16 protein-coding genes and 1 pseudogene are annotated in these 15739 nt (G+C 32.3%); 7 read left to right on the top strand and 10 right to left on the bottom strand.

The features are described 5' to 3' along the window. Positions 1-5: 5 nt before the first annotated feature. The 3 genes and pseudogenes from RAH41_RS08495 to RAH41_RS08485 all read right to left on the bottom strand — a co-directional run. Positions 6-389, bottom strand: a pseudogene (locus RAH41_RS08495) (IS1595 family transposase); the annotation flags it as partial. Between the two features lie 384 nt (positions 390-773). Then, on the bottom strand, positions 774-1562 hold the full coding sequence (locus RAH41_RS08490; RefSeq protein ID WP_331221835.1) for an SDR family oxidoreductase: 789 nt from the start codon (positions 1560-1562) through the stop codon (positions 774-776). A gap of 15 nt (positions 1563-1577) precedes the next feature. Further along, positions 1578-2558, bottom strand: coding sequence for an MBL fold metallo-hydrolase (locus RAH41_RS08485; RefSeq protein WP_331221834.1), 981 nt, complete (start codon positions 2556-2558; stop codon positions 1578-1580). A gap of 325 nt (positions 2559-2883) precedes the next feature. Between RAH41_RS08485 and proC the strand changes: the two genes are divergently transcribed. Beyond that, on the top strand, positions 2884-3723 hold the full coding sequence (gene proC, locus RAH41_RS08480; protein WP_331221833.1) for a pyrroline-5-carboxylate reductase: 840 nt from the start codon (positions 2884-2886) through the stop codon (positions 3721-3723). A gap of 78 nt (positions 3724-3801) precedes the next feature. Then, positions 3802-4053, top strand: coding sequence for a hypothetical protein (locus tag RAH41_RS08475; RefSeq protein ID WP_331221832.1), 252 nt, complete (start codon positions 3802-3804; stop codon positions 4051-4053). Between the two features lie 90 nt (positions 4054-4143). Here RAH41_RS08475 and cbpA read toward each other — a convergent pair whose 3' ends face one another. From cbpA to rnz, 5 genes are all read right to left on the bottom strand, one after another. Further along, positions 4144-4791 carry a cyclic di-AMP binding protein CbpA gene (gene cbpA, locus RAH41_RS08470; RefSeq protein ID WP_331221831.1) on the bottom strand — a complete coding sequence of 216 codons (648 nt, stop codon included), beginning with the start codon at positions 4789-4791 and terminating at the stop codon, positions 4144-4146. A 634-nt stretch (positions 4792-5425) separates the two neighbouring features. After that, the gene (locus RAH41_RS08465) at positions 5426-6067 is read right to left on the bottom strand and encodes a PspA/IM30 family protein (protein WP_331221830.1); all 642 of its coding nucleotides are present in this window, start codon (positions 6065-6067) and stop codon (positions 5426-5428) included. A 15-nt stretch (positions 6068-6082) separates the two neighbouring features. Continuing rightward, positions 6083-6412: a flagellar basal body rod protein gene (locus tag RAH41_RS08460; protein WP_097974594.1), complete on the bottom strand. Its 330-nt coding sequence runs from the start codon at positions 6410-6412 to the stop codon at positions 6083-6085. Between the two features lie 158 nt (positions 6413-6570). After that, positions 6571-7323: a polysaccharide deacetylase family protein gene (locus RAH41_RS08455; protein ID WP_419471577.1), complete on the bottom strand. Its 753-nt coding sequence runs from the start codon at positions 7321-7323 to the stop codon at positions 6571-6573. A gap of 105 nt (positions 7324-7428) precedes the next feature. Next, positions 7429-8355, bottom strand: coding sequence for a ribonuclease Z (rnz, locus tag RAH41_RS08450; protein ID WP_331221827.1), 927 nt, complete (start codon positions 8353-8355; stop codon positions 7429-7431). Between the two features lie 146 nt (positions 8356-8501). Here rnz and RAH41_RS08445 point away from each other — a divergent pair, with 146 nt between their 5' ends. The 4 genes from RAH41_RS08445 (at position 8502) to RAH41_RS08430 (ending at position 12331) form a co-directional block, all read left to right on the top strand. Continuing rightward, positions 8502-9617, top strand: coding sequence for a BMP family protein (locus RAH41_RS08445; protein ID WP_331221825.1), 1116 nt, complete (start codon positions 8502-8504; stop codon positions 9615-9617). Positions 9618-9689: 72 nt separating this feature from the next. Then, positions 9690-10073 carry a hypothetical protein gene (locus tag RAH41_RS08440; protein WP_331221824.1) on the top strand — a complete coding sequence of 128 codons (384 nt, stop codon included), beginning with the start codon at positions 9690-9692 and terminating at the stop codon, positions 10071-10073. Positions 10074-10209: 136 nt separating this feature from the next. Beyond that, the gene (locus RAH41_RS08435; protein WP_331221822.1) at positions 10210-10821 is read left to right on the top strand and encodes a DsbA family oxidoreductase; all 612 of its coding nucleotides are present in this window, start codon (positions 10210-10212) and stop codon (positions 10819-10821) included. 568 nt (positions 10822-11389) lie between these two features. Continuing rightward, a complete protein-coding gene (locus RAH41_RS08430; RefSeq protein WP_331221821.1) occupies positions 11390-12331 on the top strand; it encodes a Gfo/Idh/MocA family oxidoreductase in 942 nt (313 codons plus the stop codon). A gap of 401 nt (positions 12332-12732) precedes the next feature. On the opposite strand, the gene RAH41_RS08425 is transcribed toward RAH41_RS08430, so the two are convergent. Both RAH41_RS08425 and RAH41_RS08420 read right to left on the bottom strand, forming a co-directional pair. Further along, positions 12733-13596, bottom strand: a complete 864-nt coding sequence (locus RAH41_RS08425) for an AraC family transcriptional regulator (RefSeq protein WP_331221819.1) — start codon at positions 13594-13596, stop codon at positions 12733-12735. An 81-nt stretch (positions 13597-13677) separates the two neighbouring features. Beyond that, positions 13678-14601, bottom strand: a complete 924-nt coding sequence (locus RAH41_RS08420) for a DMT family transporter (RefSeq protein WP_331221818.1) — start codon at positions 14599-14601, stop codon at positions 13678-13680. 195 nt (positions 14602-14796) lie between these two features. Here RAH41_RS08420 and RAH41_RS08415 point away from each other — a divergent pair, with 195 nt between their 5' ends. Further along, entirely contained in the window at positions 14797-15720 is a 924-nt protein-coding gene (locus RAH41_RS08415; RefSeq protein WP_331221816.1) for an NAD(P)/FAD-dependent oxidoreductase, read from the top strand. The last annotated feature ends 19 nt before the right edge of the window (positions 15721-15739 follow it).

The raw sequence follows: 15739 nt of genomic DNA, 5'->3' as shown, positions 1-15739 counted from the left end.
TACATTTAAACTTCTCGTAAATATTTAACTGTAATGTAATTAGGATTTTGACAAGAACCTAACATCATACCCTTCACTCTATCCTTGATAGCTAACTTCTTATTCTGTTGTAAGAATTTGAACTAAAATAGGTAGTTATAAAGGTATTTAGTGGCTACTCCTTGAAATCTATCCATCCAATCTCCCAGACGTTTATGGAAGCTGTTTACATGCTGAACATGGTATATACCTTTTTTCACATACCCTTCTTTACTGACATTAATTGTTTCGTGTTTTAGACCTTTATCCAAAGCAAACTTTTTATAGTTCGTAGCAGTATCTGTGCATAACAAAGCAGAGGGGTCTATATACTCCCCAATTACTGCATCTATTTCTTCTGCTCGGACACGACTTAAAATAATTTTAAATTCTAAAAAAATCATTTCTAGTGTTATTGAATTAATGAAATTGCTCTAACATCTTAACTTTTAAAATCATTAAAAGGTCATTCAAAAAATGCTATTTATCATAATTAAATGATCCATTAAAGTCTATTTTCCCTAAGAGCCCAATTGCACTTACAATATTTAAAACACAAGCAAGTATTAAAAGAATCCAGTTTAAAATAGCTGACAATTTCATGGTAAAGGCGGTTTTCAAAACCTAATATCCACTTCATATAAATAAATTTTTTGTCTATTTATAGGATGATAAATAAAAAGAGCCTCGAGAAAATTACTTCCCTTAGCTCCTTTTTCTATCTTCATTTAAGTAGTCTTTATGAACTGGTTCTGTTATTTTTTATTTCCGAATTTCATCATTAAATAATAACTTACTTTAGGGAATACTGAATAAACTTTTGCTCCAAATCCCATCCATGAAGGTAAATCGATTTCATGAACATTTTTACCAATTAAAGAAATAACTTTTGAAGCAACTTTTTCAGGGTCTAGCATCATTTTCCGAACAGATTTTGCATACGATCCTGTCTCATCTGCTATATCAAAAAACGGTGTATCCATCGGACCTGGATTTATATTCGTAATATAGATACCGTCTTTTTCAACTTCTTGTCTTAGGGCATTGCTGAATCCTAGCACTGCATGCTTAGAACCTGCATATGCTGCAGCCTTCGAAGTCGCAATCTTACCAGCTAAAGAAGCGATATTAATAATATGTCCCTTCCCTTTCAGCTTCATAGACGTAAGGGCAAGCTTTGAACAAATCATCACTCCAAATACATTGACATCAAACATTTGCTTCATATCTTGAAGTGACATTTGTTCAACGGTTTGAAATAGACCAAACCCTGCATTATTTATTAAAACATCGATTCCATCAAATTGCTCCTCGATTTGGTGAAATGCATCGTATACTGCATTTTCATCTGTCACATCTACAACAAAATAATGACATTTAACTGGAAAATCTTCTTGTATTTTTGCCTTTAAGTTTTTTAGCTCTGTTTCTCTTCTAGCAATTAAGACGATATTAGCGCCTTGTTTTGCTGCAGTTAAAGCTAAATCTTTCCCAAGACCACTAGAAGCACCTGTTATGACTACCGTTTGGTTACTTAACCTCAAAAATTCCCACCTCTATTATTGACTGACTGAATGCTCATTCGTTTTATACTCAAGTATACCATCATTTCGTTCATTTAAACTAATAAAACCTAAGTTTTCCAAGTAGTCTAATTGACCAATTGTTTCAGATAAAGTAAGTGAAAGTTGCTTTTGATAAACTTTTGGAAATAACATTTGGCAAACTTCATATGCAGTTAACGGTTGTTTTTTTATCATTTCATATACTTTTTCAGCTCTAGCCTTTTGCTTATCTAATCTACTTTTTACTAACCCTTTAATATCTGTAACTGGATCACCATGTCCAGTATATAATTTTGAAATGGGAAGTTCTGCGATTCTTTGTAAAGAGTCATTATATTGTAATAATGGTTTTACACGTTCGGTTTCACCATTTAATGGCGGCTCTATAATTGGGTTTGACGAAACCTTATCTAATAATAAATCTCCTCCGAATGCAATGCCATCATCCTCACTAATTAAAGAAATGTGAGAAGTTGCATGACCAGGTGTGTACAATACTTTCAACCCAAAAATACTTTCAATTCGATCGCCTTCATCTATCGTATGAGTTAAAGAACGAATACTAGTATATGGCATTTTCTCTGTTGAACGTGGCATTCTTTTTACATATTCTTTTGGTACACCGTATAATAGCGCATTTTTAATAAAGTACTCATTATAGTAATTTAAAAATGATTCGTCCTGCGTTAAATATGGAATATTTCGTTCATGACCTAATATTTTTACATCCTCATTAAACTCCTCTAATAGCCCTGCATGGTCTGGATGATGATGAGTTAAAATGACTTGTTCAATATCTTCTAAATTATACCCTAATTTATCTAATTCACTTTTAAGTGCAGCTAACGTATCTTGCGTATTCGTTCCTGTGTCAATTAAGGTCAATAAATCTCCTTCAACTAAAAAAACATTTACTGTATTCATTGCATAAGGTACCGGGAGTGTAATTTGGTGAATCTTATCTTCAGGGATCATACTTATTCCTCCTTATCTGAATCTTCTTACAGTTAATTCTAATATACATTTAAAAAAATACAAACAAAGATGATTAGAATTTTACATTAATGTAAAGTGAGAATCTAGAGTTTACAAAAAAACACGGGGATCAGAAAAGGTATTATTCGAAACAAAGCTAAGAAAAATTTCTTAAATGTTTCTTTTCTCCTTAATATTTTTCCTTCAACTAAAAATTATTTAAAAATATTTTTGAAAAATTATATAAAAAGTAATATGTCAACAAGGAATATAGCATTTATTTCTCTAATATAAATAGCTATTACAATAGAGTGAGGTGAGTGTAATGTTTCTAGGAAAAGTTGCGTTTATAGGTGCAGGTAGTATTTCAGAAGCATTAATAGCAGGGTTAATTGATAGTGGATATATTGAGAGTGATCAAATTGCAATCACGAATAGGGAGGATTTAGAGCGTTTAGATAGTTTACATACAAAATATGGTGTATTAGCTACTACTAACCGTCAGCTAGCAATCTCAGGTTCAAGTGTAGTTTTTTTAGCGATGAAACCTAAAGATGTTACAGTCGCTCTTGATCAAATTAAAAATTTTTTCAATGAAAAACAATTAATTATTTCCTTAGTAGCAGGTGTTACAATCAATACAATTAAACAGTTACTAGGAAATGAAAATCTGAATATTGTTCGTGCAATGCCTACTACGTCTTCACTGGTTAGAAAATCTGCTACAGCACTTGCCTATCCAGATGAAGTTCCTTTTGAAAAAGTGCAAATAGCAAAAAGATTATTTGAGCGTGTTGGTATTGTCGCAAAAGTTGAAGAAGACGAATTACATGCAATGACTGGATTATTTGGTAGTGGTCCAGCCTATATATATTATGTCATCGAACAATTTGAACGAGCTGCAATGGCACTAGGCATCCATCGTGATATTGCCAAGCCATTTATTCAACAAACTTTAATGGGTTCGATTTCAATGCTTCAAGAAACGAATAAATCTCCATTGACATTGAGGAAGAAAGTTACAAGCCCAAACGGCACTACTCAAGCTGGAATATCTGTTCTTGAAGACCGCGAAGTGGCTAATTCATTTTTAAATTGCTTTATTGAAGCAACTGTTCGATCACGTGAAATCCAAGAGGAATATGAAAAAATTAATAAAATTTAATTAGCTTGTCATGACTCTCTTCTATAGGTAATAAAATGATACAGGTAACTGTGTTGTCCTAAGGGGGAGAGTTTTCTGATGAAAATTACAAACAGTAGTGTATTACGAGCAAGTATTAAGCGTATTCTCATCACAATTGCTTTGATCGTTACGCTAGTTTTAATTGTTGGCTTTCTAACAATCAGTTATGTTGTTGGCAATTCAATGGTAGAAGCAAAGGGCAAACCACCTAGCTACCCTCAAAAAGTATCAACTCTCCTACTATTAAAATTCGATTCATTAAAGAAAAATAAAGAATCAAATCACGAAGTACATAAAAAGCTAAATTAAGGGTTTAACGAGGTCTAAGCCTTTCAAACTAGTATGAAACTTAAAAAAGAGCAAGGGACCAAATAATGATCCCTTTGTTCTTCTTTTTACTCATTTTAGAGTAGCTTGACTTGTTGCAACTTCTTCATGCATAATATGAAATTCTTTTTTTATGATCTCTTTTTTCAACTTATTATAATCATCTTCACTTATAGTTGGTGGCAGCGTAATTAAAATTCTTCGATAAACCGAATCACTATCTAGTGTTAAACAGCTTTTCAAATTAGAATATTTATTTACAAGCTTAGCTAATCTAGCTAATGCACCTTCATGTTCCATCGTACTAACAGTTAATGAATAACCGCCGTCCTTCAGTCCCCATGCTTCTTCTAATAATTCAAAAACTGTTTTATGCGTTAAAATTCCAACAAATTCATTTAGATCATTTACAACTGCTAAATATGGAAAACGTTTAATCGTAAAGAATACTTTGAAAAATGGTGAATCCTCCTGTATTGGTGGACATTCTTTACGCACAAAATCATTTACGGTCTTGCCTTGCAAAGAATCGTTATCTACTAAATACTCAGCTAAATCAACACGATAAAGATTTCCAACATACTCTTTATCGTTTTCACTTAAAACCGGAATACATCGATATTTTGTTTTCTTTAAAAGATCCCATGCAAACTGTGCCTCAGTTGAAACCATACAATGAACTACATCATGTTTTTTTACGATATTACCTTTAATTCTCAATCATAACCCTACTTTCAAAATTTATTTTACTAATCATTCTTAATTTTTCTCTTTTATAAACACATTTACAAAAACTCCATTAAGTCGCATGATTTTTATTAAAAGCACTGTTACATAAATAGAATCGATTAAAAGCCCCTCACCCCAAAGATTGACATTCTAAAAACCTCCTTATACGCTCCTTAAATGTAGGATCTTTTGTTGTAATTATGTGGGAATCTTACGAATCTTAAGTGCTAAATAACAATGTCTTTTAAAACGCTCTCGGAGCCTTTCATAATTAATTCGCCCTTTCTCAAAATGTACCTTTTTTGTTTCATAAACTAATTCTAAATTTTCAAATAAATTTATATTTCTATTAAAAGTCAACATCATATCTATATTTTTAAAAGAGAAATTTATTCCAAATTAAACAAAAAATCTGGTCCATGAGGCCCTTAGATTACATTTTCTTGTATTTTACTTCCCCATAATGGGTTTTCTTAAAATGCTAATGCTTATCTTAAACATTTACTTAATAACCTCATGTAGCGGAAATCTACTACACTATCTTCTCCAGTTAAAAAAATTGCAATTATTCCTTTTTAAATCCACAAAAAAAGAAGAGATAGGTGATCTCTTCTCTTTAAAACGATTATGCTTCTTGCTTTACTTTATCTGTCAGTTCTTTTTTTAATAAGTCAATTTTGTAATCAAATGATTGAAGATCAAATTCTGAACGAACTCTTAGCTCTAAATCTCGAATTTGTTTTTCAAAGTAGTTGAAGTCAATTGATGGCATTTTACTATTAAGTAAATGGTGAGTTTCATTTATTTTTTTTGTCGCGTGAGCCATGTTTTGACGAGACATTAAGTCATATTTTTTCGTATGAAGCTCTTTTAACTTTTTTTCAATTTGATTAACTTGCTCATGCATAAAGCTAATTTCTTCTTCTGTTTTAGCGATTAACGTAACAAACTTTTCAGCTTGCTCTTTATAAAAAGCTAGATCTTCAGTTGCACGTTTGATTAGATCTTCTGCACCAGCTTCGTTTGCAACCTTTAATTGCTCTTCACGTTTTTGCACCATTTGAAGTGCTCCTTCACGTTCGACTTGGAATTTCGTACGTAATGAATAATGTCTTTCAAGTAATCCCCTTACTTTTCCTAATTCACTTTCAGATTGTTTAATGAAGTAATTTAATTGTAAGATTGGATTTTGTTGTTCTTTCTCATCTAATAAGCCATGTAAATCCGCTGAGATTTGATTTTTAATACGAGTAAATAAATTTTTCATCTTCATACACTCCTCTTATTTTATAGGGTTGAAATTTTCATCATAAATATTAAATTCATCATCTTTAAGTTTTTTTTGATTTTTATAATCTTTATATAGGTAATAAAGCAAAATTGCTGCTGCAGCACCTATTAAAGAAGGAAGACCACTTATTGCAATCGATAAACCGATTAATCCAATAATTGTCCAGATGATTTTCATTAAAATCGAATCTGTTTTCATAAACTTTTTAAAACTGAAGTATGTGATTACTAATCCAAGTGCTAAAGTAATCAAGCCACCTAAATTCGCTAAAGCAACTCCAATTAATATTAGTACGAGGATAAAAGTTAAGAACTTCTTCATGACCTCGTCGCCTCCTTTCAACTTATACTCTTATCTTATACAAGTTTTTATTTCGGAATAATGGCCTGAGGAATGGTTTTATATCAGACTTAAGAAGTAGAAAAGCAAGACAAATAAAAAACCAGACCAATTTGGATAATCCATTGATCTGGTTTTGACTAAAAATTAGGAAGTTTAACACCGGCTTTTAATTGTAATAGTTGTGATACCGTTACGAACTGATAGCCTTGCTTTTGAAGAGCCGGTAAGATTTGCTTCAGTGCTTCGATTGTTTGACTACGGTCCCCTCCGTGATCATGGAAAAGAACAATATCTCCTTTTCTAGTATCTTTTAATACATTTGATACGATTTTATATACTCCAGGATTTTGCCAATCAAATGTATCTTGATGCCAAGACCACATAACAGTTAAATAGCCAAGATCATGCACAGTATTTATCGAACGCTCACTATAATAACCAAATGGTGGTCTAAATAATACTGGTTCGACATGAGTTGCAGCTATAATGGCATCATGAGTTTTATGTAATTGATCTCTTATTTGTTCATCAGTTAAATATTGAAGTCTAGCATGCGTATATGTATGATTCGCAACTTCATGCCCTTCTTCTATTTCTCTCATTACAACTTCAGGATATTTCGCAACTCTCTCACCGACTAAAAAAAATGTTGCTTTCGCGTTATACTTCTTTAGCAAATCTAACACTTCTGGGGTATAGTCATCATTGGGCCCATCATCAAATGTAATTGCTATTACTTTCTCTTTTACGGGTACTTCCCAAATTGCAGTACCTTGCTTTTCGTAATAATATCGATTTTTACTTTCAGCTGATGCATTAATTGAACTGTAAAAAATAAATTGGAAACCAAAAATAAATAAAAGGATAACTTTTAACTGTTTCAAAGCCATGACCTTCCTTTTACACAGAATACTTATATCATGTCTCTAAACTATTCTTTTATGTACACTTACCAACTTTTTAAAAGCTCTGCTGATGCATCTTAACTGAAAAATTCAATCGTTTCTTGTAATTTCGAATTCATCAAAATCATTCGCTATATATGTATGATCAAAGATTTCACGTGCTTCATCTAATAATTTTTTTGAAGCTTCCCCTTGATAGCGTGCACTTATATGCGTTAAATAGAGAGTTTTAATTCCCTCACATTTAGCAACATTTGCAATTTGAGTACTTGTTGTATGGAAATAATCATATGCATGAGCTGTTTCATCGTCTGCAAAGGTTGATTCATGAACTAATACATCCATGTCTCTAGCAAGCATATTACTTTTTTCAGTTATACGAGTATCCCCTGCTATTGCAATGCGTCGACCTTTTTTTGAAGGTCCAATAAAATCATTTCCATTTAAAATTCTTCCATCCTCTAAAGTTACTGTTTTCCCTTCTTTTAGGAATTTATAAATTGGCCCTGGTTTTACACCAATTTTCTTTAATTCCTCAACGTTCAATTCTCCAGGTAAATCCTTTTCAATTATTTGATAACCGAATGATTGAATTCCATGTTCAAGTTCTACTGCTTGAACAATAAATTGGTCATCTTCAAAAACGATCCCTTCAGAAGTTTCAACATAATGAATCGGATATTTCAAATAAGTACCACTAATTTTAAAGCTAGTCTCTACATAATCCTTTAACCCTTTAGGTCCATAAATTGTTAATAAATCTTCTCCACCTAAAAAAGTTCTACTACTTAATAATCCAGGCAATCCAAAGATGTGATCGCCATGACAATGAGTAATAAAAATTTTCTCAATTCGTCGTGGCCTAATTGACGTATGTAATATTTGATGCTGTGTTGCTTCACCACAATCGAAAAGCCAAGTCGCTCCTCTTTCCTCTAAAAGCTGTAATGCAATACTTGTTACATTCCTACCTTTTGATGGCATTCCTGCTCCCGTTCCTAAAAATACAAGCTTCACGTTAATGCCTCCATCTTAATCATTTCTAATTGTTACAGTACCACTTGTATATAAAAATGCCAACACTTTAAAGAATGATTTATGAATTGATTGGGAAATTTACACAATAGAGCTTAGTTTTTAAAAATAATCTATGGAGGAAAACAATGCGAAGACGTTTTTTCCAAATCGCCACTGTCTCACTAATTGCTAGCATTGCTTTAACTAGCTGTGAAAATAGAAATAATAATATCAGTGCATCGGAGAAAGAAAAAGAAAGTGATTTTAAAATTGGAATTGTTATGGGTAAAACTGAAATTCACGATAAAGGATTTAATCAAGCCGTTTGGGATGGAATTATAAAAACTGGAAAGAAACATGGTTGGAAGGAAAATAAAAATTACGTAAAAACTGATGCCCCAACAGACAAAGCTGCAAAAAAAGAATTAATCAAGTATGCAGAGAAGAAATATGATTTAACATTTGGAATAGGCTATTCATTTCAAAAAGTGATCTCTGAAGTTGCAAGTAAAGAAAAAAAATCTGATTTTGTCATAATTGATGGGATTGTTGAAAAACCAAATGTCGTAAGTGTTACCTATCGTGAAGAGCAATCAGCATTCCTTGCCGGTATAGCAGCAGCCATGAACACTAAAACTCATAAAATTGGATTTATCGGTGGTACAAAGGATCCATTTATAAAAAGGTTTGAATACGGATTTAAAGCAGGTATTATGTCCGTCGATCCAAAAATAAAAGTATTGACCGAATTTGCAAATTCATATGATAAACCTGCTGAGGGAAGTAAATTAGCAAAATCCTTATACAATGATAAAGGTGTAGATATCATTTTCCAAGTAGCAGGTAAAACAGGATTAGGTGTATTTACTGAAGCTAAAAAATTAAAGAAAAATGGTAAGAAGGTTTGGGTAATTGGTGTTGACAGGGATCAATATAAACAAGGATTACCTGAAAATGTCACCCTAACATCCGCAATTAAACGAATTGATAAGGGCGTAGATGAAGTCATCACCAAGAAATTAAGAGGGAACTTTCAAGGCGGACGCATTTTGAGATGGGGTATAAAAGAAAATGGCGTTGATCTTGCAAAAACAGATAAGAATTTAAATAAAGACACAAAAGAACAAGTTGATTTATATAAAGCAAATATAAGAACAGGACATATCGAAGTACCAGAAACAAAAAAGGATTTCGATAACTTCTCTCCTACAAAGCCTGAAAAAGCAGAAATTAAAAAGAAAAAAGTAAAAATTGGTAAATAAAAAAAATCTTGTCCAATTATATGAATATTCTGCATATAGTATAGTACCAACAAAAAAGTTAGGTGTGATACTATGTCAATTCGAGATTTCATATTACTCTTCTATTGTTTTATCATCTTTTTATCTGTACCAATTGGGTATAAATATGCTTCAAAGAAAACAAAAGAAACTGGACAATTTTTACCGTATTTAGTAGTATCCCTTGCCATTGTTTTAGCAGATGGAATCCTTTCTATATTAGTTTGGTCACTATTTACATCACAAATGGATACATTCATGTATATAGGTGGATTACTTACAGGAATGATTTTCACATCAATCTGTGGCCTTTTACTATTATTCGTTTTACTTTTAAGAAGAAAATATTTTTTAAACTCATTTGTTAATTTGAAAACTGCTAGTATTGGAACAAATCCACCACCTGATGATCAATCTACTAATGATTTAAAGAAATAGAGCTCTCATACTCTATTTCTTTTTTTACTTGTAGAACAGTTATTTCCTTAAAAAGTTTTCTAATTTGAAGCTAAAAAATTGAGATTTAGTTCTAAAATTGTATATACTTTCTTTAATTGATTTAGGAGGTTTCATAATGAAAGTTACAATTTATTCGGACTATGTATGTCCGTTTTGCTATTTAGGAAAAAAACCACTTGAGGACGCAATTAAAGAAGTTAGCGATGTAGAGCTTGAATGGAAACCATTCCAATTAAGACCTGAAGGAGCTGAACCTTTAAGTCCAAATAGTTCTTATATTCAACAAGGATGGAAATTCGGCGTTCAGCCACTTGCGCAAAAACTTGGTGTTGAGATGATATTACCAACTATGGATCCCCACCCTTCAACTAAAAAAGCTCATAGAGGCTTTTTATTCGCAGAAGAAAATGGAAAAGGTGCTGAATATGCTCAAGCAGTTTTAGCAGACTTTTGGACAGAAGGTAAAGAAATTGGTGAAGTAAACGTATTGGCAGATATCGCTGAAAAACTTGGCTTAGACCGTTCTCAATTCATAGAAGCTGTATCAAATACAAAGTATGACTCATCAATCCAAAACCCTAATTTTATAAATGCCGTACCAACATTTATAATTGGTGACCAAGTTTTACAAGGTGTTCAAAGTAAAGAAGCATTTATTCAAGCATTAAACAACCAAAAACTTGTTGAGCAGTCTTCATTAAGCTGCGACATTGATGGAAACTGTTAATAATCTTTAATTAAAAAGGATGTCTCTTAAGTTTGTTTTATTTATTAACTTATTGGACATCTTTTTTAATTTTAATAAATCATCTGGGATAAACAATTTTTTAATTCATTATTTTGTTAATAATTGATGTGTTCTTTCTCAATTGAGAACAAATAAGAACAAATAAGCACAAATAAAGATCATTTCCCAGCTACATTAACTTGACTCCAATCAATCACAAACGGATTACCAGTTAAATTTTTTCTTACTTCAGTAACCGTACTCATTCGCTTTTTTATAACTTCGGATTGAATTAATTTTTCTCCATCCCCCACTACCATCATAATACAAAGGCTTATTCTCCATAAAGTCACCTCCATTACTTATCGATGATTTATATTCTCTTTCTGTGTCTAAAATCTTTTTGAATTTGGTAATCCCCAAAACTTTTACTCAAAAATTATTTTTATATGAGCAATTTATAGGACCTTAAATTTAATAAGCTATGAACATGGTAGCTAATTCTTTAATTATTTAATTTTTCTTACTATAATTACAATATAAATCTATTTCGAAAGGTGTTTTTCTCATGATAAAAGTTGGGATTATTGGTCTTGGCGCAATTGGACAAAGATTAATTCCTTTATTTTCAAACAACCAAGAAACAAAAATAGTCGCAATATGTGACACATTAGAAGAAAGAGTTCAACAAACAAGTAGCCAATTAGAATCAGTTTTAACTTTTACAAATCATCTTGAGATGCTTGAAAATGCTGAACTTGATCTCGTTTATGTTACTGTACCTCCAAAATATCACTATTCAGTAGTAACAGATGTAATCGCAAAAGGAATTAATGTGCTTTGTGAAAAGCCTTTGGCAAACTCAACAGAGGAAGCTCTAGGACTTTATACTCAAGCTAAAGAAAAAGGTATTTTTCATGCGATGAACTTTCCATTAAACTACAATGTCGGTAGTAAATCTTTTGCTAGCCTTATAAAATCGGGATATGTTGGCGACGTAAGAAGAATCGAATTAAAGATGCGTTTTCCTAATTGGCCGAGACTATGGCAACAAAATGAATGGGTTGCTACAAAAGAACAAGGCGGATACGTATTAGAGGTTGGTGTACATTATATTCAACAAATTCAAAAGATTTTTGGTAAAATGAAATTAGGCACGAAACATATTCAATATCCCGCTGATCCTCTTGCTTCCGAAAATGGAATTATCGCCTTTTTAGAATTAGAAGATGGCACTCCTGTTTTAATAGATGGCTTAAGCCAAATTGCAGGTGAAGAAGAAATTAAATTTACAGCATACGGTTCGAAAGGAACTCTTTCATTAGTAAATTGGGCTAATTTAGAAGGAGGAAAAATCGGCGAGCCAATTCAACAAATTGAAGCCGATCAAACTTTAGCTGATTCTTTAATTGACAATTTAGTAAAAGCTCTAAAAGGTGAAAAAGCTACAATCATAGACTTCTCTGAAGGCTACAAAGCACAAGAAGTGTTAGAAGCATTAAGAGGATAAATCCTTACATAAAAGAAAAAGGTGCTTTCTTAAGAAGCACCTTTTTTTCACGTTGTTGAAAAACTACCTTGTCAATTAATTATCAATTTTTCGTAAAAGGAGTAGAGTGATGTTGATTTCCAATACATGTTGCTCGCTTTCCATGGGGCGAGACCTAAGCCTCCTCGGCAAGCCTGCGGGGTCTTAGCCTTCCCGCTAATCCCATAGGAGTCGATCATCCCTCCATTCCAATCAACTTATTCAGCAAAAAATGTTTGCGGTAAACCCTAATCAAATAGCCTTTACTTAGCGTAATCTAACTCTTTAAATTAATCAGATTGTAGATCAATTAATTTCGAACATATTATAAACTAAATAATCGAATTTGTTTTATATCTTTTTTTCGGTTTTAAAAATCGGATCTATTTTACCGGAATCCAAATTTCAGTATAATAATCTTCACTAAATGGATTTCCTTCTGGATATAGTTCAAATTCTGGGATACCTGCATGTGAATAACCGCTTGAAGGAAACCATTCCGAAAAAATCTTCTTCCATGCCGATTGCATTGCGAGTGGCATTGCTCCGCGAACACCAAATACTGCCCATTTTGATGCAGGAATTTCATGATAATAAAAACCTTCTGGTACATCACCTTCGTATTCGGTTGCAACCCAATATTCAATTAGATTTTTTGATTTTTGCTTTTCACTCATCATACACACACCTAAAACACCTTTAATGTCACCGTTGTTAATTTCGTACAAACGATCACTTGTACCATTTTCATTAACCTCTTCCCACATTTTTGGAATCAGTTGCTGTTGTTGATCATTCAAATAAGAAAACTCTTTTTTCACTCCAACTACTTGAAAAGCACTTTTTTCAACAATATTAAATTGCATTGGTTCTGCTCCCTTCAAACTCACCTGAATAACGAGGCGGTTATATGATTTTAGATTCCCAATAAACTTTCTTGCTTCACTTGGTGTTACACCATGCTGCCTTCTAAACGCTTTTGCAAAAGCCTCAGGAGAGTCATACCTATATTTCAAGGCAATATCAATTATTTTATGATCAGTAGTTGTTAATTCATTGGCCGCTAGTGTCAATCTTCTTCGTCTAATATATTCAGCTATATTAATGTCAGTTAAAATTGAAAATGTTCGCTGAAAATGAAAAACAGATGAATTAGCTTGTTTAGAAATTTCTTCAATCGTTAACTCGTTTAATAAATTGTCTTCAATATAATCAATTGCCTTTTGTAAAGATTCAACCCAAGCCATATGACGCCTCCCTTATTTATATCCTAACAAGTTAAATTTATTGAGTCCTGTCTTTTTATGCTCTTTTGTGACAGATAATCGTCAATTAGAATCTTTTCGATCAGCCATTGATAAAATGACAATTGTACTAATAATACATAGGCTTCCAATCCAGTCTAGCATTTCAAAATTTACGCTTAACCAAATTACTGATAGTACAGCTGCGGATAATGGTTCCACACATGCAAGTAAGCTAGATTCAGAAGCATTAATATACTTTAAACTCTCTAAATAGCAATAAAAAGCTATTAACGTTCCAAATATAACAATAAAAATTACTCCGAAATATGCACTTATCGACCAATGACCTTGGAAATTAAAAGGTGAATGTATGAAGCTAAAACAAATTCCACCGATTAGCATTCCCCAACCTACTACAATTGTCGACCCAAATTTTTTTAAAAGATTTTGAGGTTGTATTGAATAAAATGCTAAAGCAAAAGCTGAAGCTAGCCCCCAAAATAATGCCCATCCAGTAATAGACAATCCTCTAATCGTTCCATGTGTTACCAATAAAAATGTCCCTGCAAGCGCTAAAATGATAGCCAGTACTTCTTTTCTAGTTGGTACTTTTTTTAAACTAATTGCCAAATAGCATGTAATAATGACAGGTGCTAAATATTGCAAAATTGTCGCTGTAGCAGCATTTGAAGCTTTTATTGCAGCGAAGTATGTATATTGAACTGCTAACATCCCAAGAATACTAAATAACAATAAACTTAAGACATCCTTTTTATCCTTCCAAATTTCTGTTATATTTCTTTTTTCTTTCAGACTAGCAAAAATTAATAGGATGATTCCTGAAAACAATAATCGAATAACTACTAACCATTCTGGACTAAAATGATTTCTTTGAAATACAAATTGTGCAACAGTTCCAGATATGCCCCATAATATTGCGGCAGTTAATACGAGAATAATTCCCTTTGTTCTAGAATTTGTTAAGGCAATCTTATCTGCGCTCATTCTTGCTCCCTCCACAAAAAACAACAATTTAAAATAAGTTAATAGAAAAATCGTACCTAAATATTCAGAATATATCAATCAAAAATCTTTTAATTTTCTACAATTAGATTAATTGAGAAATCGTGATTAGAAATTGCTTAATTGGAAAAATTGAACATATACGATTTTGCATTAAAAGATTTAGGAGACAAGTCTATGAATGAGTTATATGAATGTATTATAGTAGGGGGAGGTTTCGCAGGTTTACAGGCATCAATTCAGCTTGGTCGATACCAAAGGAATGTACTCGTAATTGACTCAAATTATGGGCGCTCAACATTATGTAAAACATATCGTAATATATTAGGTTGGCCAAATAGTGTAAGTGGACAAGAGCTAAGGCAACTAGGAAGAAAACATGCTGAAGTTTATGGTGTATCATTCACCCAAGATAAAGTTTTAAGTATACAAAACGTAAACAATCAATTCATCATAGAGACGAAAGCAGGAAAATCTTATTCTGCAAAAACAGTCTTACTAGCAACTGGACTAATTGATCGAATTCCTCAAATTAAAAATCTAGTCGATTGTCTTGGATCGACAATTTATGTTTGTCCAGACTGTGATGGATATGAAATATTAAATAAAAGCGTTTTAATACTTGGATCAGGTAATGTTGGTGCAAATCTTGCCATAACATTAGCTTATTGGTCAAAACAAATTACATATATTAATCATGATGGAAATGATCTTGATTCCAAATTAACTGGCCAACTACAGAAATTTGGCATTCACTATCGAAAAGAAAAAATTAAAGAAGTACTAAAAGAAGACGATTCCACTTTTAAAGGAATTTGTTTACAAAATGGTGAGATAATTTATGGGGACCGAGCTTTTATTGGTTTTGGTGGAAATGAAGTACAAAATAATCTTGCTATACAACTAGGAGTAAATCTTTTAAATAATAAGCATGTTATTGTAGACCCACGGACAAAGGAGACGAATGTTCCAAATGTATGGGCAGCCGGCGATTTAGTAGCCCATTCTCAACAAGTCACAATAGCAATGGGCGATGGTACCCAATCCGCTGTATGGATTCAAAAAAGATTATTAGAAATGAGTGTAAAAGATTCAAAATAAAGTGATTTGAATCTCCCAT

This window comes from Gottfriedia acidiceleris, from assembly GCF_036421055.1.
Classification (GTDB): Bacteria; Bacillota; Bacilli; order Bacillales; family Bacillaceae_G; genus Gottfriedia; species Gottfriedia acidiceleris_C.
Note: the sequence above shows the minus strand (reverse complement) of the source record. Positions and strands in the feature narration are given on the sequence as shown.